Source organism: Dietzia timorensis, assembly GCF_001659785.1.
GTDB lineage: Bacteria > Actinomycetota > Actinomycetes > Mycobacteriales > Mycobacteriaceae > Dietzia > Dietzia timorensis.
In genome coordinates, this window is sequence record NZ_CP015961.1 from 2,951,192 (window position 1) to 2,974,244 (window position 23,053).

The 23,053-nt window shown below is 64.5% G+C and carries 20 protein-coding genes; 10 read left to right on the forward strand and 10 right to left on the reverse strand.

Annotated elements, in window-relative coordinates; translation table 11 throughout:
- Window positions 1-59: 59 nt before the first annotated feature.
- Window positions 60-188 (reverse strand): hypothetical protein, encoded by a 129-nt coding sequence (locus BJL86_RS17725; protein ID WP_257787269.1) that lies wholly within the window; start codon window positions 186-188, stop codon window positions 60-62.
- 172 nt (window positions 189-360) lie between these two features.
- Between BJL86_RS17725 and BJL86_RS13695 the strand changes: the two genes are divergently transcribed.
- Window positions 361-2,403, forward strand: a complete 2,043-nt coding sequence (locus BJL86_RS13695) for a prolyl oligopeptidase family serine peptidase (RefSeq protein ID WP_067470720.1) — start codon at window positions 361-363, stop codon at window positions 2,401-2,403.
- Here the strand turns inward: BJL86_RS13695 and BJL86_RS13700 are convergent.
- From BJL86_RS13700 to groL, 6 genes are all read right to left on the reverse strand, one after another.
- On the reverse strand, window positions 2,381-3,256 hold the full coding sequence (locus BJL86_RS13700) for an alpha/beta fold hydrolase (protein WP_067470722.1): 876 nt from the start codon (window positions 3,254-3,256) through the stop codon (window positions 2,381-2,383). The genes BJL86_RS13695 and BJL86_RS13700 overlap by 23 nt on opposite strands.
- Window positions 3,257-3,353: 97 nt before the next feature.
- On the reverse strand, window positions 3,354-4,454 hold the full coding sequence (locus tag BJL86_RS13705) for an alpha/beta hydrolase (protein WP_067470724.1): 1,101 nt from the start codon (window positions 4,452-4,454) through the stop codon (window positions 3,354-3,356).
- Window positions 4,455-4,561: 107 nt separating this feature from the next.
- Entirely contained in the window at window positions 4,562-5,662 is a 1,101-nt protein-coding gene (locus BJL86_RS13710) for an alpha/beta hydrolase (protein ID WP_067470726.1), read from the reverse strand.
- A 416-nt stretch (window positions 5,663-6,078) separates the two neighbouring features.
- Entirely contained in the window at window positions 6,079-6,240 is a 162-nt protein-coding gene (locus BJL86_RS17435; RefSeq protein ID WP_197487498.1) for a hypothetical protein, read from the reverse strand.
- A gap of 102 nt (window positions 6,241-6,342) precedes the next feature.
- The gene (locus BJL86_RS17245; protein ID WP_156515157.1) at window positions 6,343-6,498 is read right to left on the reverse strand and encodes a hypothetical protein; all 156 of its coding nucleotides are present in this window, start codon (window positions 6,496-6,498) and stop codon (window positions 6,343-6,345) included.
- 481 nt (window positions 6,499-6,979) lie between these two features.
- Complete coding sequence (gene groL, locus BJL86_RS13715) at window positions 6,980-8,605, reverse strand: chaperonin GroEL (protein ID WP_067470728.1); 1,626 nt, start codon at window positions 8,603-8,605, stop codon at window positions 6,980-6,982.
- Window positions 8,606-8,854: 249 nt separating this feature from the next.
- On the opposite strand from groL, the gene BJL86_RS13720 reads away from it, so the two are divergent.
- The 5 genes from BJL86_RS13720 (at window position 8,855) to BJL86_RS13740 (ending at window position 14,610) form a co-directional block, all read left to right on the forward strand.
- Window positions 8,855-9,328, forward strand: coding sequence for an SRPBCC family protein (locus tag BJL86_RS13720; protein WP_067470730.1), 474 nt, complete (start codon window positions 8,855-8,857; stop codon window positions 9,326-9,328).
- A 20-nt stretch (window positions 9,329-9,348) separates the two neighbouring features.
- On the forward strand, window positions 9,349-9,828 hold the full coding sequence (locus BJL86_RS13725; RefSeq protein ID WP_067470732.1) for an SRPBCC family protein: 480 nt from the start codon (window positions 9,349-9,351) through the stop codon (window positions 9,826-9,828).
- A gap of 10 nt (window positions 9,829-9,838) precedes the next feature.
- Window positions 9,839-10,564 (forward strand): DUF8017 domain-containing protein, encoded by a 726-nt coding sequence (locus BJL86_RS13730; protein WP_156515158.1) that lies wholly within the window; start codon window positions 9,839-9,841, stop codon window positions 10,562-10,564.
- 287 nt (window positions 10,565-10,851) lie between these two features.
- On the forward strand, window positions 10,852-13,140 hold the full coding sequence (locus tag BJL86_RS13735; RefSeq protein ID WP_067470772.1) for an FdhF/YdeP family oxidoreductase: 2,289 nt from the start codon (window positions 10,852-10,854) through the stop codon (window positions 13,138-13,140).
- Window positions 13,141-13,164: 24 nt separating this feature from the next.
- Entirely contained in the window at window positions 13,165-14,610 is a 1,446-nt protein-coding gene (locus BJL86_RS13740) for a M20/M25/M40 family metallo-hydrolase (protein ID WP_067470734.1), read from the forward strand.
- Here the strand turns inward: BJL86_RS13740 and BJL86_RS13745 are convergent.
- On the reverse strand, window positions 14,591-15,163 hold the full coding sequence (locus BJL86_RS13745) for a lipoprotein LpqH (protein WP_067470736.1): 573 nt from the start codon (window positions 15,161-15,163) through the stop codon (window positions 14,591-14,593). The two genes, BJL86_RS13740 and BJL86_RS13745, sit on opposite strands and share 20 nt — an antisense overlap.
- Window positions 15,164-15,388: 225 nt before the next feature.
- Here BJL86_RS13745 and BJL86_RS13750 point away from each other — a divergent pair, with 225 nt between their 5' ends.
- The 3 genes from BJL86_RS13750 to mobA all read left to right on the forward strand — a co-directional run bounded on the left by BJL86_RS13750 (window position 15,389) and on the right by mobA (window position 18,349).
- Window positions 15,389-16,363, forward strand: a complete 975-nt coding sequence (locus tag BJL86_RS13750; protein WP_082908247.1) for an SGNH/GDSL hydrolase family protein — start codon at window positions 15,389-15,391, stop codon at window positions 16,361-16,363.
- A gap of 64 nt (window positions 16,364-16,427) precedes the next feature.
- Entirely contained in the window at window positions 16,428-17,705 is a 1,278-nt protein-coding gene (locus tag BJL86_RS13755; protein ID WP_067470738.1) for a molybdopterin molybdotransferase MoeA, read from the forward strand.
- Between the two features lie 2 nt (window positions 17,706-17,707).
- Window positions 17,708-18,349, forward strand: a complete 642-nt coding sequence (mobA, locus tag BJL86_RS13760) for a molybdenum cofactor guanylyltransferase (protein WP_067470740.1) — start codon at window positions 17,708-17,710, stop codon at window positions 18,347-18,349.
- 105 nt (window positions 18,350-18,454) lie between these two features.
- Here the strand turns inward: mobA and BJL86_RS13765 are convergent, their stop codons facing one another.
- Together BJL86_RS13765 and BJL86_RS13770 are read right to left on the reverse strand one after the other, a co-directional pair.
- Window positions 18,455-19,300, reverse strand: a complete 846-nt coding sequence (locus tag BJL86_RS13765; RefSeq protein ID WP_067470743.1) for an alpha/beta fold hydrolase — start codon at window positions 19,298-19,300, stop codon at window positions 18,455-18,457.
- A gap of 108 nt (window positions 19,301-19,408) precedes the next feature.
- Window positions 19,409-21,880: an ATP-dependent DNA ligase gene (locus BJL86_RS13770; protein ID WP_067470745.1), complete on the reverse strand. Its 2,472-nt coding sequence runs from the start codon at window positions 21,878-21,880 to the stop codon at window positions 19,409-19,411.
- 99 nt (window positions 21,881-21,979) lie between these two features.
- Here BJL86_RS13770 and ku point away from each other — a divergent pair, with 99 nt between their 5' ends.
- Window positions 21,980-22,861 (forward strand): non-homologous end joining protein Ku, encoded by an 882-nt coding sequence (gene ku, locus BJL86_RS13775; protein WP_067470747.1) that lies wholly within the window; start codon window positions 21,980-21,982, stop codon window positions 22,859-22,861.
- The last annotated feature ends 192 nt before the right edge of the window (window positions 22,862-23,053 follow it).

The following is a 23,053-nucleotide window of genomic DNA, read 5'->3' on the forward strand; positions in this document are numbered from 1 at the left end:
GAGCCGAAATGGACAAACCGCCCCACCAGGCGGTGGGGCGGTTTGCGCAGTGCCGCGAATTAGCTGCCGAGGAAGCTCTTGAACGCGGTCTTGACGAGCGAAGCGACCGCGTCGCCGATGGAGTCGGCGATGTCGTCGGTCAGGTTGTCGGAGCCGGAGGAGAGGCTGCCGGTGAGGTCGAGGCTCATGTAAAAGATCCTTCCAAGGGTGCCTGCACGAAGGTGCAGGCACATAACAAAACGTACTCGCCTAGGTTATAAATAATTCTTGCTTAGCTCAAGAGCTGTGCCAGCACATTTCTCCGATATTCAGGTAAATGTCACCGGCTCACCCCCGCCGCGGGACATGCACTATGGACATATGACCGACAACGCGAACCCCAACGACACCTCCGACCCGCACCTCTGGCTCGAAGAGGTGGAAGGCGCCGACGCGCTCGACTTCGCGCGGACCCGCTCGGACGCCACCCTCGCCGCAGCGGAGGCCGACCCGGAGTACCTCGCCCTCGAGCGTGACGCCCGCTCGATCCTCGATGCCTCGGACCGCATCCCGTGGTCGCAGATCCGCGGCGACTGGGCGTACAACTTCTGGCGCGACGCCTCCCACCCCCGCGGCATCTGGCGGCGCATGCCTCTTTCGCAATTTATGACGTCGGGCGGCCCGGATCCCGCCTCGTCGCACTGGGAGCTCCTGCTTGATGTCGACGCGCTCGCGGCGGAAGAGGGCGTCAACTGGGTCTACGCGGGCACCGTGGTGCGCAGGCCCGCGGACGACCGGGCGCTCTGTTTGCTCTCGAAGGGCGGGGCGGACGCCGTCGTCGTGCGTGAGTTCGACCTGGCGACGGCCGACTTCGTCCCCGGCGGGCTCTGGTTGGACGAGGCCAAGCAGGACGTGTCGTGGGTCGACGAGGACACGGTCGCTGTGGTCTCGGCGGCCGAGGCGGCTACCTCGTCCGGTTACGGGCGGCGCGTGAAGCTGTGGCGGCGCGGCGAGGGCCTGGCGACCGAGGCGATTTGGGAGGGCGAGGTCGACGATGTCGCCGTCGGCTTCTCCAAGGATCCAGAGACCGGGCGCGAGGTCGCCACGCGCGCGCTCGATTTCCACAACGCCGCGTACGCCGTGCGTTCGGGGCCGGAGGAGGACTGGCTCCCGCTCGACCTCCCGACCGACTGCCGGCTCGTGCAGACCGCCGAGCATCTCATCTTGCTACCGCGCGGGGCGGCAGAGGTCGCCGGCACGCAGATCCCCGCGGGCGGCATCGGGGCGCTGCGTTGGTCCGACGTCATCGATGGGTCGCTGCGGGCGGACGTGCTGTGGGAGCCCTCGGAGCGCCAGGCGCTCGAGGACATCTCGGTCACACGCAGCGGGTTGCTGTGCACCGTGCTCGACGATGTCCAGTCGAGCCTGTTCTGGCTGCGTCCGGGCGATAATGGCTGGTCTCATACGCCCGTAGAGGGGCTCGGCGAGCATGCGGAGGTGACGGTCACCGCGACCGATCGTTTCACCTCCGATGTGGCCGTGTTGGCGCTGAGTAATCCGGTCACCCCGCCGTCATTGGTGACGATCGACGGGGACGTATTGGCGCAGACGCCGACGCGCTTTGACGCGAAGAACGTGGTGGTCGAGCAGTATTTCGCGGAATCGGACGACGGTACGCGTGTGCCGTATTTCGTGATGCGGCGCAGCGACGTGGACGGCCCCGCACCGACGGTCCTCTACGGCTATGGGGGATTCGAGATCGCGATGACGCCGTCGTACGCGGCGCTCCGGGGAAAGCTGTGGCTCGAGCGCGGCGGGCATTATGTCGTCGCGGGGATCCGGGGCGGCGGCGAGTACGGTCCGGGTTGGCACGCTGCGGCGCTGCGCGAGAAGCGGCCGCGCGCGTACGAGGACTTCGCCGCGGTCGCGCGGGATGTCGTGCGGCGCGGACTCACGACACCCGCGAAGCTCGGCGCCTACGGCGGGTCGAACGGCGGGCTGCTCATGGGTGTGATGCTCACGCGGTATCCGGAACTGTTCGGCGCGATCGGGTGCGCGGTGCCGCTGCTCGACATGCGCCGGTACAACAGGCTGCTCGCGGGGGCGTCGTGGATGGCCGAGTACGGCGACCCGGATGTGCCCGGCGACTGGGAGTTCATCTCGCGGTACTCGCCGTATCAGCAGGTTTCCGAGGCCGCGGAGCGTACCTATCCCCCGGTGTTCCTCACGACCTCGACGCGAGACGACCGAGTCCACCCGGGGCACGCGCGGAAGATGGTCGCCGCGCTCGAGGCTGCCGGGCACGACGTGACGTATTTCGAGAACACCGAGGGCGGGCACGCGGGCGCCGCCGACAACTCGCAGGAGGCGCGCAAGAACGCCCTTTTGTACTGGTTTCTCGCTAAGCGGCTGGGACTTTACTGATCCAGTCGAGCACGGCCTCGAGTATCGGCTCCGGGGTGCGCGCCCACTTGTTGTGGCCGAGGTCGGCGTCGATGTGCCGCATCGTGCGCGGGGCGTTCGGGAAGAAGTCGAGCCAGTAGCGCGCAGCGGACTGCGGGGCGAGTTCGTCGCCCGGGAGTGTGATCGCGAGCGCCGGCGTGCGCACCTTTTCCATCCCCTCGAGGTAGTCGACATCCGCGCCGAGCGGGTTCATGCGGCCCGTGCGCACGAGTTGCGACCAGTCGAGGATACGCCGGCCGGGCTGCAGCCCCTCGCCGCCGAAGAACGATGCAGGTACTGCGCCGAACAGCCCCGCGCCGATGGGCAGGACCATCGATCCGGCCCTCAGGCGGCGGCCGACATTCGGGGCGTATCCGCGATGGAACGGGGACTGGGTCGCCACACCTATGACGCCGGACAGTCCCCTCCCCGGGGACCGCATGATCGCCTCGCGCGCAGCGTAGTACGCGGCGAGCTGGCCTCCCTGGGAGTGTCCGAGCATGTAGAGCGGGAGTTCCGGGTCCGCCGTGTGCGCGCGGAGCGTGTCGACGGCGAGCGGGAAGTCCTTGGCGGCCGCATCGTGGTACCCAGTGGGCGTGGCCCTCCTGCCGACTCCGATGGTGCTGGTGCCCTGCCCGGGAAGTTCGGTGCTCGCGGCGGTGTATCCGGCGGCGGCGAACGCCTCGGCGATGGGGTCGTAGTACCGGGCGCCGACGGCGATCCCGGGGAGGATGAGGACGATCCCCTTGGGGCCCGCGGCGTCGAAGATGCGAAGTTCGCTCGTGTGCCCGTCGGCGTGTTCGAGCGTGGTGATCGTGTCGGGCGTGCGTGCCACGTGCGTTCCATCCCCTCTTGGTGCGGAATTGACGAGGGGCCCTCGTCCGGCGAAATCTTACGCCGGGCGAGGGCCCCTCTTTGACGCGGGCGTTTTATCAGACGCCGAGTGCGTGTGCCATACGCGGCCAGGAGTCGTGGAGGTCGTCCTGCCAGTAGCCCCAGGAGTGCGTGCCGTTCGGCTTGAAGTTGAACGTCGCGGGGATGCCCAGCTCGTTGTAGCGGCGGGCGAGGTTACCGGTGCAGTAGTTGGTGGCCGCCTCGATGATGCCGCCGACGATGGTCTGATTCGCCAGCGCCGGAATGTTGTTCCGGATGCGCCAGTTCTCGAGGTTCTCATGCGGTCCGGGCAGGCCGTTACCGGTGGTCACGTAGATCTCCGGGAGGGTGCCGTTGTCGCGCTGCTTGACGAGCTCGGGCGCCATGGCGACCGGGTCGTTGTATGCCCAGCGATCACCCGGGAACGGTCCCCACATGTTGTCGAGGTTCGGGCCACCGGTGTACTTGGTGACGATGTCGATGGCGGCGTGGCCGATCGGCGTAGCAGTCTCGGCGCAACCGGAGTACGAGCCGACGAACTGGAAGCGGCCCGGCGAGTGGTTCGCGAAGTTGAGGACCGAGGTGCCGGTCATCGAGATCGCGGCGATGCCGCGCTTGCGGTTGCCGTCGACTGCGCCGCCGTAGCGGTTCTCGAACTGGAACGGGAGCTCCCAGGTGAGGAAGCGCTCGAGCTGGATCGGCTCCTGCGTTTCCTTCGAGATGCGGGTGCCCGCGTTCGGGTCGTGGCGAAGCCAGTCGGTGTAGTAGGAGCCGCGGCCACCGATGGGGGTCACGGTCCACACGTTCTTGTCGCCCATGAGGTTCTTCACGTCGGTCTGGGCCTGCCAGGTCGCGGAGTCCTCGCCGCCGCCGGCGCCGTTGATGAGGTAGAGAACCGGAGCGTTCTGGTTGCCGTTGCGCGGCGGCTGCACGATGTTCGGGATCTCGAGCTTCATCGCGTCAGACCACACGGACACGATCTTGCGGCCGTCCGGGAGGTTCGTCTCCACTACCTTCTCACCCTGGGTGGCCTTCTTGTATTGGATCGACGAGTCCTGGGCGTTGGCTGTGCCGACTACGCCGGCAACGGGCGCGAAGCCGAGCGCCAGCACGGCCGCCATGAGCTTCTTACCGAGATGGCGGTTCTTCTTAGCGCGCATGCTCCGGTCCTTCTTTCTTTTTGCTGTTATTCGGGTAATTCACACAGTCCGGGGACCCGACCAGGTCGATGACGCCTGGTGAGGCCCCCGGGCTACGGAAGCTGTTGTTAGACGGCTCCGACCGACTCGGCGAGCATCGGCCAGGACTCGTGAAGGTCGTCCTGCCAGTAGCCCCACGAGTGCGTGCCGGCGGGCTTGAAATTGAAGTGAGCCGGGATGCCCAGCTCGTTGAACCTACGCCCGAGGTTTGCGGTGCAGTAGTTGGTCGCGGCCTCGATGACACCACCGACGATCGCCTGGTTCGCGAGCGCGGGGATGTTGTTGCGGATGCGCCAGTTGTCGAGGGACTCGTGCGGCCCGGGCAGGCCGTTGCCGGTGCTGACGTAGATGTCCGGAAGGGTGCCTTCGTCGCGCTGCTTGACGAACTTCGGAGCCTGGGCGACCGGGTCGTTGTTGACCCAGCCCTCGCCCGGGTACGGGCCCCACATGTTCTCGAGGTTGGCGCCGCCGCGCATGCCGGTGACGATCTCGATGAACGCGTGGCCCGCAGGGGTGGAGGTCTCGGCGCAGCCGGAGTACGAGCCGACGTAGTCGAAAACGCCCGGGTGGTTCTGCGCGATGGTAAGGACCGAGGTCGCGGTCATCGAGATCGCGGAGATCGCGCGACCACGCTCCATTCCTACGTCACCGAAGTGCCCCTCGAATGCCGCGGGGAGCTCCTTGGCGAGGAACGTCTCGAACTGCATCGGCTCTTGGGTGTCGGTGGCGAAGCGCGTCTGAACGTTGGGATCGTGCTTCTGCCAGTCGGTGTAGTACGAGAAGGCGCCGCCGATGGGGGTCACGGTCCAGGCGTTCTTGTCCGCCATGAACTCCTTGACGTCTGACTGGGCCTGCCAGGTCGCGGAATCCTCGCCGCCACCGGCGCCGTTGATGAGGTAGCTCACGGGAGCGTTGTCGTTCTTATCCGCCGGACGCTGAACGATGTTCGGGATCTCGACCTTCATCGAGGGAGACCACACGGAAACGATGAGGCGGCCGTCATCAAGCGGCGATTCGACGACCGGAGTTTCCGCGGTGGCCTTCTTGTACTGGACCGATTCCTTTTGTGCGTTTGCGGTGCCGGCCATGCCGATCACCGGAACCACGCCGACCGCCATGGCTGCCGCCACGACCTTCTTGACGAGATGGCGGTTCTTCGCTGCGCGCATACTCCCAGGCCTAACTTTCTCTTTGATCATTCTTCGTTGCGACTGGGACCCACAAAAGATAGGCCACCTACGTGAAGAAGCATTCCTTAAAAATGCTTACACCGCAACACTTTCCCACAAGTCACATACGTAACTTGAGTTAAATTGTGTGACTCGTGGATAAATCCGCGCTGTGCGGGGACTTTCCGTCGCCAGTTCGACGCCGGCTGGGCGACGTCAACACTTCTGTATCGTCCATCGTTGCCGAACCGTTACCACTTTAGCCGGGGAGTTTTCTTAGGTCACTACCCTTATTCGAGCGCAGGCTTTCAGCACCCCCGACGGCGCCGTTACCAGAGCAAATGAAAGATGCGCCCCTCCGGGGAAAGGAAAGGCGCATCGTCTCAACACCATCGGCCGCAAGGCCGAGGTAAGTGTTACTTCATGAAGCCCTTGGCGAGAGCTTCCTGGAAGTCCTCACCGGTGAAGTAGTCGGCAACACCGAAAAGAGTCGAGAAGTTGCCAAAGAGGTCGGAAACGAGGCCTGCTGCGCCGCCGACGAGGTCGAGCTCGGGGGTATCGAGGGAACCGAAGTCCATGATTGCTCCTTGAGAGATTGTGGTCAGCTGTCCCGACCATGAATTTTGTGGTGAACACTCGCCTAGCCCGGGCGAGCGATGGAGCGCTAGGCTCCGGAGGTTTTACTCTGCGGCTGCGCCACCGAGCGAGTCCGAAAGGAGCTCATTCTCGGCGAGGTCACCGAACGGGCTGGCGAGCGAACCAGCGAAGTCGCTGATGAGGCCGAAGGCGTCGCCGACGTTGCCGAGCAGATCAGAGATGGCACCGAAGTCAGGCATATTTCTCTCCCAGATTGATGTTGTTGTTCCCCGTCGCCGAGGCATGAACGTAGGGGCCTTGTTCAACCCCCGGGTTGCGAACTGTGATGGCGCACGGCTGTGGCAGCCGCGCCTTTCCCCTCACCGTCGACCTGAATTCTGCCACAACAGAACGCTAGGTCAACAGCAAATGCAGGGTATCGCGGGTCACACATTGCACGCCCTCACCTCCTCAAAACAGGGAAGTTACACGGCTCAGCCCACCCTAAATAGCCGTTAAACACGGTTTATGAATCAGATACTTATTTTTCTCAGAACAACGTGGACCATTAATTAACTTAGGGTTTACTTCCCCATCATGTTGTCGATGCCCGGTTCGTGAGCGAGTTCACAACTTTAAGGGGTGCGTGAGGGCACGAAAAACGCCCCGCAGGAATGCATTTCGCATCCTGCGGGGCGCTTCGGAGGCGGCCGTCCGCGTGGACGGCTTACCAATGGGCGCTTAGAAGCCCATGTCTCCCATGCCGCCGTCGGCGCCCGGCATTGCAGCACCGGCGGGCTCCGGCTTATCGGCGACAACGGCCTCCGTCGTCAGGAACAGAGCCGCAATGGACGCCGCATTCTGCAGCGCCGAGCGGGTGACCTTGACCGGGTCGTTGATGCCTGCAGCGACGAGGTCCTCGTACTCTCCGGTGGCGGCGTTGAGGCCGTTACCCACCTCGAGGCCGCGGACCTTCTCGGCCACGACGCCCGGCTCAAGGCCGGCGTTGAAGGCGATCTGCTTGAGCGGAGCGGACAGCGCGGACTTGACGATGTTCGCGCCCGTGAGCTCCTCGTCGCTGAGGCCGAGAGCGTCGATGACCTTCTCGGACTGCACGAGGGCGACGCCACCGCCGGCGACGATGCCCTCTTCGACGGCTGCCTTGGCGTTGCGCACGGCATCCTCGATGCGGTGCTTGCGCTCCTTGAGCTCGACCTCGGTGGCCGCGCCGGCGCGGATGACGGCGACGCCGCCGGCCAGCTTGGCGAGGCGCTCCTGCAGCTTCTCGCGGTCGTAGTCCGAGTCGGAGTTCTCGATCTCGGCGCGGATCTGGTTGACGCGACCCTCGATCTGGGACTCGTCGCCGGCGCCCTCGACGATCGTGGTCTCGTCCTTGGTGACGACGACCTTGCGCGCCTTACCGAGGAGCGAGAGCTCGGCGGTGTCGAGCGAGAGGCCGACCTCTTCGGAGATGACCTGGCCGCCGGTGAGGATGGCGATGTCGGCGAGCATGGCCTTGCGGCGGTCGCCGAAGCCCGGAGCCTTGACGGCGACGGACTTGAAGGTGCCCTTGAGCTTATTGACCACGAGGGTGGACAGCGCCTCGCCCTCGACGTCCTCGGCGATGATGAGGAGCGACTTGCCCTCGCCGATGACCTTCTCGAGGAGCGGGAGGAGGTCCTTGACCGTGGAGATCTTGCCCGAGACGAGCAGGAGGTACGGATCCTCGAGCACGGCCTCCTGACGCTCCGGGTCGGTCATGAAGTACTGCGAGATGTAGCCCTTGTCGAAGCGCATGCCCTCGGTGAGCTCGAGGTCCAGGCCGAAGGTGTTGGACTCCTCGACCGTGATGACGCCTTCCTTGCCGACCTTGTCCATGGCCTCGGCGATGAGCTCGCCGATGGTGGCGTCAGCGGCGGAGATGCCGGCGGTGGCAGCGATCTGCTCCTTGGTCTCGATCTCCACAGCGGTGGAGATGAGGTTCTCGGCAACAGCGGCGGTGGCCTTCTCGATGCCGCGCTTGATACCCATCGGGTTCGCGCCGGCCGCGACGTTGCGGAGGCCCTCACGAACAAGGGCCTGGGCGAGCACGGTCGCCGTGGTGGTGCCGTCGCCTGCGACGTCATCGGTCTTCTTGGCGACCTCCTTGACGAGCTCCGCGCCGATCTTCTCGTAGGAGTCCTCGAGCTCGATCTCTTTGGCGATCGACACGCCGTCGTTGGTAATGGTCGGGGCGCCCCACTTCTTCTCGAGCACCACGTTGCGGCCCTTGGGGCCGAGAGTGACCTTCACGGCATCGGCGAGCTGGTTGAGTCCGCTCTCCAGTCCGCGACGTGCCTCTTCGTCGAAAGCAATAGTCTTTGCCATCTTGGTACGTCTTCCTTCGTGTTTGTGACACGCGATGGTCGAGCGCGACGCCCGCGACGGACGAACGGCGTGTCTGGACCGATCTCGCCGCCCCGACCAGAGTTCTTTTGTTTAGCACTCTGATTAGTAGAGTGCCAAGCCCTTTTCTAGCACTCTCCGTGGGCGAGTGCAAGGTTGTGAACGCCGTTGTAAGCGCTGGCCAGCGCTTACTTCGCCCCGGCACGCCGGCGGGCGACTAGCATTGCGGGCATGACGACGCGCACCGAACGCCAGCTTCTCCACGAGGTCGACATAAACGCGCCGGTCGAGCGCGTCTGGGAGCTCATTTCCGACGTGCGCAACGCGCCGCAATGGAGCAGCCAGGCACGCAAGGTGTTCGCTTTCGGCGGAACGACGAAACTGGGCACCTTTTCGGTCAATCTCAACCACCGCGGCGTCATCGCGTGGCCGACCTGGGCCAAGGTGACCGACTTCCAACCCGGCAAGCGCTTCGCGAACGAGGTCGGCATGGCCGGCGCGACATGGGTGTTCGAACTGGAGCCGGGACCGAAGGACGGGACCACGCGCCTGCGCCAGTTCCGAGAGACCTACTACCCGCGCGGATTCATCGCGGGACGGATCGTCACGCCCGCAATGGGCGGCGAGCAGCCGTACAACGAATTCATGGGGGCCCGCGTCGGCGAATCGCTGGAGAAGATCAAGAACATCGTCGAGACCGGGTAGCGTTCCGTACTATCGACATCATGGCTAACAAGAAGGTCCGCAGCTTCGAGTCCGAGATCGAGATCAACGCGCCCGTCTCCACCGTGTGGGAGATCGTGGGCGAGGTGGAGAACGCCCCGAAGTGGGCGCCGACCACGAAGAAGGTCCGCGCGCTTGGCGGTCGCACGAAGAACGGGACGTGGTCGCTCAACCTCAACAAGCAGGGTCGCGTCTTCTGGCCGACCACATCGAAGGTCGTCGACTACGTGCCGGGTCGGCGCATCTCGAATATGGCGACAAGCGGCTCGGAGTGGGTTTTCGAACTGTCCGAGGGCGCCGGAGGCGCGGGCACGACGACCCTCAAACAGTACCGAGACGCCCCTGCCCCGGTGGTCTCCCTGTTCGAGAACGTACTCTCCAAGGCCACCGGCGGCGAGGACAAGTTCTCCAAGGGCCTCGACAAGGGCGTCGACTCTTCGCTCAAGCGCATCAAGGCGCTCGCCGAGCAGCGGTCCGTCTAACTCCTCGCCGGTGTCCACCGCACGTTTGTCTTCCGCACGTCGTAGGTTTGGCGCCGGCCTCGCAGCACTTGCCTGCACTGCGCTGTGTGGTTGCGCGCTGCTCCCCGAGTCCCCGCCCGAGCGGCCCGTGCAGGAGCAGGCGGGACCGACTCTCGGCGCGCAGGTCCCCTCGGACTGGCAGGACCTTCGGCACCGCTCGGGCCTGGTCTACTCGGTCCCGCCGGAGTGGGCCGTGGTCGCCGAGGACGCTCCCGGGGCGGCCGACGATTCGCTCGACTGGGGATTCGGGGTTCTGACGTCGGCCAACGCAGAAGCCCAGCGCGGCTACTGCTCGCTGACCGGGACCTCGTCGTTCCGGGTGCGCGTGGGGCTCACGGAACCGGCGCAGGGGGACGCGGAGTCGATCACCGCGTCGATGTCGCGGTCGATGGGCGACGCGATGGACACGATGTTCTCCGAGCACGGCTCGGAGGTCGACCTCGGCCACGCGGACAAGATCGGTGTCTCCGGCACCCTGGCCTACCACCAGACCATCCGGGGCACCCCGAAGGAACCCCGCTCGATCTGCACTCCCCCGACCATCCGCGCCGACGTCATCGGCGTGAGTATTGGTAGCCCCGAGTCCCCCGAAACCGTGGCGCTCCTGCTCATGACAGATGAGGACCAGCCGGGCGTCGAGCCCGCCGAGGTCATTGATCAGGTTCTCGGCTCGCTGCGCTTCGACAACATGGTTTAGCGCCAGCTTTGCGAGTAGCCCCATTTGCCGACGCTCGGGTGGACCATTCGACTTCGCCTGCCCGGGCCCGAACAATTGACTATAAATAGGTATGCGCATGCGCGTCGGATGAATGGAGCTTGATCGTGAGCAACGAAACACTCGGCGAGGGCGATTCCCACGACTCTGGGTATCTTCACGGTCCGCGCACGAAAAGGATGACCGTGTCCCCGAGCGCGGCGACGGAGCCCTCCGGGGGCAAGCGCGTCGCGACGCTCGCGCCCGAGACGCTAGGGCTGCTGTCGACGATGCCGCGCCAGGGCGGATTCGGTCCTCCGACGTCAGACGGTTTCTCGCAAAAGGACTACACGCATCCGGCCGCCGGCTATGGCGCCGCGATGTCGGTGGCAGGCGTCATGCTGCGTGAACGCCTGCCGCTCCAGGTCGCACATTCGGTGGTCCGAATGAACCACGACCGGGTCTCCTACGACTGCCCGGGCTGCGCATGGCCGGACGATCAGAAGATCACGATGGATGTGTGCGAAAACGGGATCAAACACGCCGCGTGGGAGATGACCCGCGAGCGCGCCAGGGGCGGGTTCTTCGCGGAGCACACGGTGAGTGAACTCGCGACATGGAGCGATTACGCGCTCGAGGAGCAAGGCCGGCTGACCGAACCGATGGTGTACGACGCCGAGTCCGACCACTATGTCCCGATCTCGTGGGACGATGCGTTCGCCCTGTACGGCGAGGAAATGCGCAAGCTCGATTCTGCCAATGAGGCTTCGTTCTACACCTCTGGTCGGCTGAGCAACGAGGCATCGTTCCTGTACGGCGTGATGTGTCGCGCCCTCGGCACGAATAACATGCCCGATTGCTCGAATATGTGCCACGAGGCGTCTGGCCGGGCGCTCACGGCTTCGATCGGTACTGGTAAGGGCACCTGCGACTTCGAGGATTGGAACGAGACGGACGCGCTGTTCATTCTCGGCTCCAACTCGGCCTCCAACGCCCCCCGCGCGCTCACCACCTTCGCCGAGGCGATCCGCCGCGGCGCCGACGTCGTGCACGTCAACCCGCTGTTCGAGGCCGGCGCGACGAGGACGATCGTCCCGCACGAAATCTCCCGAATGGCAACCTTCCAGGCCACGGACACCGCGACCGCATCGCTGCAGGTGCGGCCAGGCGGCGACATGGCGCTGATGCGCGGGATGTCGAAGGTCGTCTTCGAGGCAGCCGAGCACGATCCGGATGTCCTCGACCACGAGTTCCTTTCCGGGTACACCAATGGCCTCGAGGCCTACCGCGAACTATGCCGAACGACGTCTTGGGACGAGATCACCACGCAATCGGGACTGGACGAGGACTCGATTCGCCGCGCCGCGAAGATCTATATGCACGCCGAAAAGGTCGTGATCAGCTGGTGCCTCGGTGTGAGCCAACACGAGCACGGGGTGGATCAGGTGCGTGAGATCGTCAACCTGCTCATGCTGCGCGGCAACGTCGGACGGCCCGGCGCCGGCCCGTCCCCGATCCGCGGACACAGCAACGTCCAGGGAAACCGGACGTGCGGCGTCAACCACCACCCCTCCGAGGAACTTTTGACGGCCACGGATGCGGAATTCGGGATCGACAGTCCCCGCAAGGATGGTCTTGGCACCGTCGACACGATCGAGGCGATGCACGACGAGAAGGTCAAGATCTTCGTCGGCATGGGTGGCAACTTCGTGCGCGCAGTGCCCGACCCCGAATACACGGCAGAGGCGTTGCGCAAGTGCGCGCTCACGGTGCAGGTGTCGACGAAGCTCAATCGTTCGCACCTCGTCCACGGCCGCAAGGCGCTCATCCTCCCGTGTCTCGCGCGCACCGAAATCGACGAGCAGGCCTCGGGGCCGCAAGGCGTCACGGTCGAGGACATGATGAGCATGGTTCACATGTCCGTCGGGCGTCGCGAGCCCGCGTCAGACAACCTCATGTCGGAGCCGGCAATCCTCACGCGACTGGCACGCGCGGCGATGCCCGAAAGTTCGATCGACTGGGAAGGCTTCGCGGCGAACTACGACACGATCCGAGAGTCGATGGCACGCGTCCTCCCTGGTTTCGAGGGCATGAACGAGCTCATCCGGCAGCCTGGTGGCTTTCGCATCCCGCAGCCGCCGAGGGAGCGAGAGTTCACGACCCCGTCGAAGCTCGCGGAGTTCTCGTTGGAGCCGCTGCCCGACGTCATCCCCACCGATTCCGACACTCTCGTACTCCAGACCATGCGCTCACACGACCAGTGGAACACAACGATCTACTCGAACAATGATCGCTACCGCGGCATCAAGAATGTGCGCGAGATGATCATGCTCAACCCGGAGGACATGCGTGCCCGCGGGATTTCCGAGGGGGATCCCGTGGACATTACGTCGACGAGCCGCGACGGCACGCAGCGCACACTTCGCGGGTATCGCGCCATCGGATACAACACGCCTGTCGGTAGCGCGGCGGGCTACATGCCGGAGATGAATGCGCTGCTGAGCGTGACAGACTTTTCGACGCAATCCGATCAGCCGATCATGAAGAACATTTTCGTCAAGGTCGCGCCGTCGGCGTAGGTGAGAAGGTTCTACTCTGGGTACATGATCTCCCCGAAGGACCACTCCACCACCGATTCGAATTCTGCGTCCGAGTCTGTCGAGGCGCTACGCCCTCTCGTTGCCGCGCAGATGGAGCAGGCGAAGACCGATCTCACCGCGCTCGTGGCGCTGCCCAGCGTGCACGGCGCCGATCCGGAAGCGTGCGCCGAGGCCGCCGCGACGGTGGTTGAGCTCCTCGCGGGCCTCGCCATCCCGGGCCTCGGCCGCGAGCAGATCCAGCAGATCGAGACCTCGGACGGGTCGACGACGATCGTCGCGCACCGCGACGCCTCCGGCGATAAGCCGACCGTGTTGCTGTACTCGCACTACGACGTGCAGCCCGCCGGCGATCCGCAGGCGTGGACGGCCTCCCCGTGGGAGCTCACCGCGCGCGAGGGCCGCTGGTACGGACGCGGCGCCGCGGACTGCAAGGGCAACCTCGTGGTGCATCTCGCCTCGCTGCGCGCGCTCGCCGAGCTCGCGGGCGACGGCGCCGATCCGCTCGACGGCCTCGGGCTGACGCTCGTCGTCGAGGGCTCCGAGGAGACCGGCGGCGGAGGACTCGACGATCTCGTCGCCTCGCGCCCCGAGCTGTTCGCCGCGGACGCCATCTGCATCGTCGATTCGGGTAACGCCGCCGTGGGCGTGCCGACGCTGTCGACTTCGCTTCGAGGGACCGCGAATGTCACGGTCACGGTCGACACCATGGCCGCGGGCGTGCACTCGGGCCAGTTCGGCGGGGCGGCGCCCGATGCGCTCGCCGCGCTCATCTCGATGCTGTCCTCACTGCGCGACCCGGCCACCGGCGCGACCACGATCGACGGCGTCGATTTCTCCGGCACCTGGTCCGGCATGCCCTACGACGAGAACATCTTCCGCTCCGACGCGGGCATCCTCGACGGCGTCGAGGTCTCCAACGCCGCGCCGGTCGCCGACCTCGTGTGGGCCCGCCCCACCGCGACAGTGCTCGGCATCGACTGCCCACCGGTCGAGGGCGCGATCGGCGCGGTGCAGCCCACGGCGCGCGCTCTGATCAACCTGCGCATCCCACCGGGCATGGACCCGGCTTCCGCACAGGACGCGCTCGTCGCGCATCTCGAGGCGCGAGCCGCGTGGAATGCGCGCGTCACCTGCGAGAAGGGTGCGGTAGCACACCCATTTATGACGTCGGACGGCGCGTCCACCGGGACCGTTGAGGCCCTGCTGGGCGAGGCCCTCGCCACCGCCTACGGCGCCGGCGAGGTCGCGGAGATCGGCTCCGGCGGGTCGATCCCGCTCACCACGGTGCTGCAGGAAGCTCACCCGGCCGCGCAGATCGCGCTCTACGGTGTGGAGGATCCGGCGGCCGCGATCCACTCCCCTGACGAGTCGGTCGACCCGACCGAGATCGAGCGCATCGCGCTCGCGCAGGCGTCGTTCCTGCGTGCGTTCAGCTCCGCGGACAGGTAAACACCGCGACCATCTCGGCCTCGCGGTCGGAGTCGTCCTCTTCGACCGTCGAGGTGACGGTGTACGTATCGCCCTCGACGCCGATCTGCGCGGACTGTTTGTGGTGGTCCTCGGCCTCCCAGTCCTCCTCCCCCGGGGCGTCGAAACCGAAGTCATCGAGACGCGGCGGGTTGTGCATGTCGATCTCGACCGCGAGCTTCCCGTCGTCGTCGCGCCCGGCGTCGAATTCGAGCTGTTCGACCCCGTCGTCTTCGCCCCATTGGCAGATCGCCGGGGAGAGGTCGGCCTCGACGGGCTCGCCGTCGATGAGCACGCGGAGCTCGTCGAGCTCGGCGTCGTCGGCTCGTGCCTCACTGCTGGACTGAGCCGCGCTCGCCAAAGTAGTCTCGCTCACCGCCGACTCCTGCACCGTCGTGTCGGGGCCGGCTGCGCTCAAGTTCGTCGCGTCGCCTCCGACCCCTTCCTCGGCGGCATCACTTCCGCACGCCGTCATCGCGAAAACGAGGGCAAGGGCGGCGGGAATCGTGAGTGATTTACGTGTGGTGTGTTGCATGGTTCGAAGCCTATAACGCAAACATGAAGCGCCAATGAAAATCGGTCCTGACCCAGCCACGCCGCCTTTCGTGCCCCACGCACCCCCAGTGTTAATACCGCACCACAGGGAGTAAATAAATGATAATCTCCGAGTTCAGTTTCTTTTTGCGCTCGGTAGATGACCTAAGCACTTGGTAAGTTCGGGCCTCTCCGGTGTCAGCGCAACGCATGAGGGGGAGTTCAGGTGCGCAAAAGCATCAGCGGTCTGGTGGCACTGTCGATGTCGGCGCTGGTGATCGCTGCGTCGACTGTCGGAGCACAAGCGCAGGTCGATATCGGTAGCGCCGGGTCCGGGGAGATCGCCGCGGGGTCGGTTGATCCCGATTCGGGTTCCGCACAGGCGGGCATCGCTTCGTCCGGTTCGGCCGGATCGCTGGGCTCCAGCGGTTCGGCGGGCTCGTCCGGCTCGTCGACCGAAAGCGCGGGCTCGGCCGGAGTCGCGGCAGGACATTCAAGCGTCGTCGCCTTCGGCGATTCGTTCACGTCGAACTCCAACCATTTCGCCAATCTCGGCTACGGCAGCCCATTGGTCCAGGCGATCTACCCTTCGAACGCGGGATGCTTGTACTCCCCGAACTCATGGCCGATGTTGCTGGCAAGGGACACCGGCCGCCCGGTCCAGAACTGGGCCTGCAATGGGCATACCACCGAAGATATGCTCCGCCGTATCGAGCACGCAGGATCGACCGGGGCGCTGGACAATGCGACAACCGTGATTCTCGCCGCGGGAATGAACGACACCTGGCGCACTATCCCGGACGCCGAGATCGTCGACAACCTCGTCGCCGCCGTCGACAAGGTGAGGGGCGTCGCCCCCGAGGCGAAGATACTGTTGCTGGGTCGACTGTCTTCGACGGATGACCGCGAGATGTTCTGCTCGCTCAACGTCATCCCGAATGTACCGATGGGCATCCACAGCCCGGGATTCGCGGCCAACGAGAGGCGTAATCAAGCGAATCAACGAGACGCCGCCGTCCGAGCCGACGTCGAGTATCTCGATATCCGGGACCTGACTCGTTCCAATTCAACCTGCGCTCCCGACGCGCAGCGCTTTATCTCGGGAAACGTAGATTTCACAACGCACCAATACAACATGACGGGCCATCCGTCGCTGGCAGGCAGTACCTTCCTCGCGCAACAGGTGGGGGCGCACCTATAGTTGCAACGTGAGGATGGTTGGTCGCGCTCGGCAGTTCGGATTCTGATGAAGCATGATGGCTCTTATGGGAAATGAAGCTCACAACCCCCGCGCAGACCAAGGCCTCATTACGCCGGACGAGTACCTGCGCATTCTCGATGCCCAGCTCGCCCCGCTGCCCACCGAGCGGCGCCGCGTCGCGCAGTCGCAGGGCTGCGTGCTCGCCGCGGACGTGCATGTGCTCACCCCGACGCCGGCGTTCACGAACTCGGCGATGGACGGGTTCGCGTGCCGCCTGGCCGATATCGAGAAGCAGGGCATCCCCGCGACGATGCCGGTGTCCGCGGACGTTCCCGCGGGTAACCCGCTTGTCGTGCTCGCGCCGCGCACCGTTGCGCGCATCATGACGGGGGCGCCGGTGCCCGACGGCGCCGACACGATCGTGCCCGTTGAGGACACCAACGTCCCCGCCGGTCCCCGCGAGCTGCCGTCGGAGGTGCGCATCGAGAAGGCGCCGAAGCCTGGGGCGCACATCCGCCGCGCGGGCGAGATCATGGGCGCCGGGGAGGTCGTCGCCGAGAAGGGGCAGGTGCTCACGCCGTTCACTATCGGCGGCATCCTGTCCGCTGGCGTGTCCGAGGTGGACGTCGTCCCGCTGCCCCGGGTGCTCGTCATCTCTACAGGTGCAGAGTTGTTGTCCGCGTCGGGCGGATCCGCCTCGCTCGACGACGGCGGTACCTTCATCAACGACTCGAACGGCCCGATGATCGCGGCGCTGCTGCGCCAATGGGGCTGCACCGACGTGCACAACACCTCGGTCAACGACGACCCGGAGGCGCTCGCCGAGGTCATCTCCGACCACGCGGGCCTCGTCGACCTCGTCGTCACCACCGGAGGGGTGTCCGCGGGCGCGTTCGACCCGCTGAAGATGCTCGCCGATTCCGGCCGCGACGACGTCGATCTGCACTTCCTCAAGGTCGCGCAGCAGCCCGGCAAGCCGCAGGGCTACGGCACCATCGGCGACGGGCGGATCATGATGCTCCCGGGAAACCCGGTGAGCGCCTTCGTGTCCGCGTGGCTGTATGTGCGCCACGTCTTCGGCCGGCTCAGCACGCACCCCACGCGCCTCGCGTACGTCACGGGGCGGATGTCCGCCTCGCTCGGGCCTTTCGGCGGCAAGCGTCGCTTCGTCCCGGCCGTTCTGCGCGACGGCGAGTTCTCGTTGCTCGGTGCCGACCGTGGCTTCTCGCACGCCGCGTCTACGCTGCACCGTGCGAACGTGCTGCTCATCGTCGAACCCGACACTGCCGCAACCGAGGGCGACGAGATGCGCGCCATCGCCATCGACCGCTCCGCCGTGTAGCCATGTCCGCCGGCGTCGCGATCATCCTCGCCGCGGGCACCGCGCGGCGCATGGGAGGGGTCTCGAAAACCGAGCTCGACCTGCACGGACGCACGCTGGTCGCACACGTCGTCGACGGCGCCCAAGCGGCCGGATTCTATCCGCTCGTCGTCGCACCGCCGGGCCTCGAGTTACCCTCCGGCACCCCGCGCTGCCTCGAGGACCCGCCGCTCGGCGGCCCGGCCGCGGGATTCCTTGCCGGTGTCCGCCACTCCCCCGCCGCCGATACGTTCGCGCTCCTCGCCGGCGATGCCCCTTACGCACCGCGCGCGCTTCCCGCCCTCCTCGCGGGCCTGCGCCCCGGGACCCCTACATCCGTCGCGTATGACGTCGCACGTGCCGACCCCCAAGGCGGCAAGGCTTCCTTCCTGCCTTCGGTGGTGCTCGGCGAGTCCCTGCGCACCCGCGCGGATGCCCTCGCACCCGGTGGCGCGCACGGACTCTCCCTCCGCGGCCTGCTTGGCGAACTATCCTGCATAGACGTGACCGTCGCCGACCGGGAAGCCGTGATCTCCGACGTCAACACCTGGGGCGATCTCGAGCGAATGCGCGGGCTCAACAAACCCAGCGAGAGACCTACAACGAATGAGAAGGATTCGAGGTGACAGGCCGCACGTCCGAAACCTCACTGCTCTCTACATTGCCGCCCGCACTCGTGACGCCGGAGCACTGTAGTTCCGGCCCGTGGAACGGCCGACGAACTGCGCCACTCAATCAGCCATGTCGCCGTTGCGCTCGGCGAGGAAACCGAGAAGGGCCTCGTTGAACTCGCTCGTATGGCTCGCCAGTAGTCCATGCGGCGCACCGCTGATGACCTGGAGCGAGCTCGAGCGGACTTGCTCCTGAGTGCGTTCTGCAGAACCGGATACGGGGACGATGTCGTCGGAATCTCCGTGGATGACCAGCGCGGGAACGGTGATCTCGTCGAGATCGCCGCGGAAATCGGTGCCGCCGAAAGACTCCATACACGCCAAGGCCGCTTGGGGGTCGCTCTGTCGTGCCCATTCGATGGATTTTTGTCGCTCGGCCTCGGTGACCTTGAGTTCATCGGCAACGGAGTAAAACGCCCTGGTGAACTCGTCGAAGAATGCCTCTCTGTCGGTTTCTAGATCGGTTTTCATCTGCGTCGCCTCTTCGGGTGTCAGAGGGCCGAAAGGATTGTCCTCCGTCTGCAACATGTACGGCGTTACCGCCGAAGCCAATACAATGCTGTCCAGTCGATCTTCGCCGTGGTTCGCAATGTACCGAGCGACTTCCCCGCCGCCCATCGAAAAACCGACCAGTGTCATGTCTCGGAGGTCGAGAGCGGTGGCGATATCGTCTAAGTCGGCAGCGAGAGTGTCGTAGTCGAATCCGGTCGGAGGTTTATCACTTCGCCCAAACCCACGGCGGTCGTACGTAATCACGCGGTAGCCCTCGTCGACCAACGCACCGACTTGGCCCTCCCATGATTGCCCCGACAGTGGCCAGCCGTGAATAAGTACGACCGGTCGGCCGCCACCGTAGCTTTCCTCAACGTGTAGTGCTGTTCCGTCGCGTGTTGTGATCTCTCCCATGGAGACCATCTCCTAAACGGTTGAGTTGATGGAATACCCCATCTGTACGCAGGCTACGTATTAAAACGGCTGTGGCAGTTTTTAAGTCGCCCCAAGAAGGGGTACATGTCACTCCCAGGTGACCTCGTTGGGGGACTTATCGCGACGCCAGCCGCGCCACGACGGGTGACGCAACCGCCCCTCGGTCGTGCGTTCGGCATACCTGACTTCGGCCACGAGATCGGCGCGCACCCATTCGGCGTCGCGTCGATCCGCCGCAGGAACGCCGGCTGCCGGGGCCGTCTTCCTTTCGCGGCCGCGGAGCCGGCGAGCGATGTCGTCGAGGTCTTTCTCGCTGAACCCCGTGCCTACCCGGCCCGCGTAGTGGAGTTGGCCTTCGTCATCCGGCACGGCGAGCAAAAGTGAACCGATCCGACCGGAACGCTCTCCTTTTCCATGCCGCCACCCAATGACGACGACTTCCTGCTCGCGGGCATTCTTTATCTTGATCCACGTTTTTCCACGCTTGCCCGGCCGGTAGACACTCGAAAGCTGCTTCGCCACCACGCCCTCCAACTCGAGTTGTTGAGACAGCGCTATCGCGTGATCGACGTCCCCAGGGTCCGCGTGAGGAATCCGAAGATGAGCGGTTTCGTCGACCACTTCACGGAGCGCGCTTCGTCGCTCACCGTACGGCGTGGCCAGCATCGATCTCCCGCCGCATGCAAGCAGGTCGAAGGCCATAAAGAATGCGGGGAAGCGTTCTTGGGCAGAACGTATTTTTGCCTTCGTCGTTAATCCAAGGCGCTGCTGGAGCAAGGAGAAGGAAGGGCGATCCTTGGCGTCGAAAGCCACGATTTCGCCATCTACAATGACGTCTCCTTCGTTTAAGGTGCGCCGATCTATCGCTTTCCCCAGATCGCCGAACTCGGGAAAGGTAGCCGTGAGATCGTGGCCTTTACGGCTGCTCAGGATGACCGTCGCCGAAGTAACCGTGGCAACCGCTCGCACACCGTCCCATTTCATCTCGAACGCCCAGTCTTTCGAATTAGTGATGTCCTTAGCACTTCCCAATGTCGCCAGCATCGGGGATACCGGCGTTGAGATGCTGGGACCGGTCCCAGAGCGCCCCGGTTGTGGCTGGTGTTTTGTCAGACGAAGAATCCAGTGGGAATCATTTCCGGCGCCCGACGTGCCGGTCTTTTCACCGGTGTGGATCAATGCAAATTTTCGGGGCTCTCCGCCGAGACCACCGTCGGCCCTGCCGTAACAAGTAACGACGACTTCCCGGCCCTCACACCACTTATCGACGTCGATCGTGCCGACATCCCAAATCGCGACTTCTCCGCCGCCGTACTCCTTCTTCGGGATGGTGCCTTCGAACGTCGCGTATTCCAGTGGGTGATCTTCGGTGGCCACCGCGAGGCGATTGACGCCCTGAGCTCCCGGGGGCCCTTTAGGCACCGCCCACGAAGCGAGCACGCCGTCATGTTCGAGGCGAAAATCCCAATGCACCGAGCTGGCATGGTGTTCCTGAATGACGAATATAGGGTCTTCCGACTCGATCGCGCTCTCGCTGTCATCGTGATGGACCTGAGTTTCGGGAATGGGTTCGGGCGTTCGGGTGCGGTCGCGCTTCGATTTGTACTTCTCGAGTCGATTCGCCCGCCGGGTTCCTTCGGCTTTGCCGCGTCGACCTCGTGTGTGCGATGGCTCGTGCCCCATTTCCGCTATGGGGTCGATCCCCTCCTCGACGCGACGGAGCACTTCGTCATATTCGATGTGGCGAAGCTCCGGATCGGAAATCTCATCCCAGGTTCTCGGCGCCGCCACCGTAGGTCGCATCCTGCCGCGCAGCGAATACGGACAGATGGTCGTCTTACTGCCGTTGTTCTGGGACCAATCGATGAAGACTTTCCCCTTGCGGCTCGACTTGGACATTTCGCTAACCACGTGGTCCCTGTGGTCGGCCTGTAGCGCTCGCGCAAGCTCACGCGCCACGGCATCCGCCTCCTCAGCGGTCGTGGATCCGTCGAGAGGGGAATAGATATGAAGGCCTTTCGACCCGGACGTGACGGGGAAAGCGTCCAGGCCCATTCCGTCGATTATCTCGCGACACCACACGGCAACCTCGGCACATTGACGCAGTTCGACCCCCTCGCCCGGGTCCAGGTCGAGTACCAGCCGATCGGGGTTGAGTGGCTCGTTTTCTTCGTCGAATCGCCACTGCGGCGTATGTATCTCCAGCGCCGCGACTTGAGCCAGCCATACCAACACCGCGCGCTCGTCAATCAGGGGATACGTCGACGTACCCTTTTTGTGTTCTATGTCCGCGCGAGGCACCCAGCTGGGCGCCGACCGCTCCAGGTTCTTTCGAAAAAATGCCTTCGCGGGGTCCGCTTTCGTACCGACACCATTTACCCATCGCTTGCGAGTGGCAGCACGCCGAGTTGCCTGGGGCACCATTACGGGGGCGATTCGACTGTAGTAGTCGATCACATCGGCCTTGCTCGTGCCCGTCGAGGGGTAGAAGACCTTGTCAAGGTTCGTCACCTTGAGTTCGTGGCCTTCGACGTCAACTTTCCTACCGTTGGTGGCCATAGTGTTCACTGTGCTCCTCTTCACACTCCGACCCTCTGGTTTCACCCCTGAAAAGCGTTGCCGGGCAGAACTGGAGGGTTGTGCGTGTAAGCCTAGGATATGCGCGCAATATGGAAAGGCGAGATCACATTCGGACTCGTCAACGTGCCCGTAAAACTCTATGGTGCGACCCGCTCGCATGATGTTTCGCTACATCAGGTACATGACAAGGACCACGGGCGCATTCGCTATGAACGGCGGTGCGACGTATGCGGCCGCCAAATCGACTATGAACATATCGAGAAGGCCTACGACGACGGCGACAAAACCGTCGTGCTATCGGATGACGATTTGGAGTCGATCCCTGAGTCGGAGAACGACGAAATCGACGTCGTTCAGTTCGTACCGGACGATCAAATCGATCCGATCCTTCTCGGCACTGCTTATTACCTCGAACCCGTTGGACGCTCCGCGAAATCGTACACGCTGTTGCGCCGAACGCTGGTGGACTCCGATCGAACGGCGGTCGTCCGTTTCACGCTCCGCACCAAGACGCGTTTGGGCGTGCTCCGGCATCGGGACTCGCTCTTGATGCTGCAGACACTCCGATGGCCCCAGGACCTTCGCGACGCGGGATTCTCGCCGAAGCAATCAAGGGTGACGAGTAAAGAACTCGATATGGCCAGCGCATTGGTAGAGCAGTTCAGCGGCGACTTCGACCCGGACCAATATACGGATGAGTACCAAGAAGAGCTTCAGCGATTGATCGATACCAAGCTCGAATCCGACGAGGCGGTCGACACCGAAAAAACGTTTGGCGAAGAGAGTTCCGACTCTGAGTCCTCGTCCGGGTCCGGTCGATCGAGCGATAAAGTCGTCAGCCTGATGGACGCGCTCGAACGCAGCGTCAAGCGCAAGCGCGAGGCCGAAAAATCGGGCAGATCCGGCAAGTCAGACAAATCCCCTTCGTCCAACAAGTCGACTAAGAAGTCATCCGCATAGTCGCCACAGAGATATCAGCTCCGAACAGGGGCACTTCTTCAGGGGATATCGCAGGTATCCGATCCGCGCATACTCGAGCAGATAGCGCGCTGACGCTGCGGCAATGGAAACGCTGCACGATAGAACGGAGCCGATACTAGTAGCGCATGCTTTGCATAGGGCTATCTGCAACCTCGGCTGGGCACTAGCGTC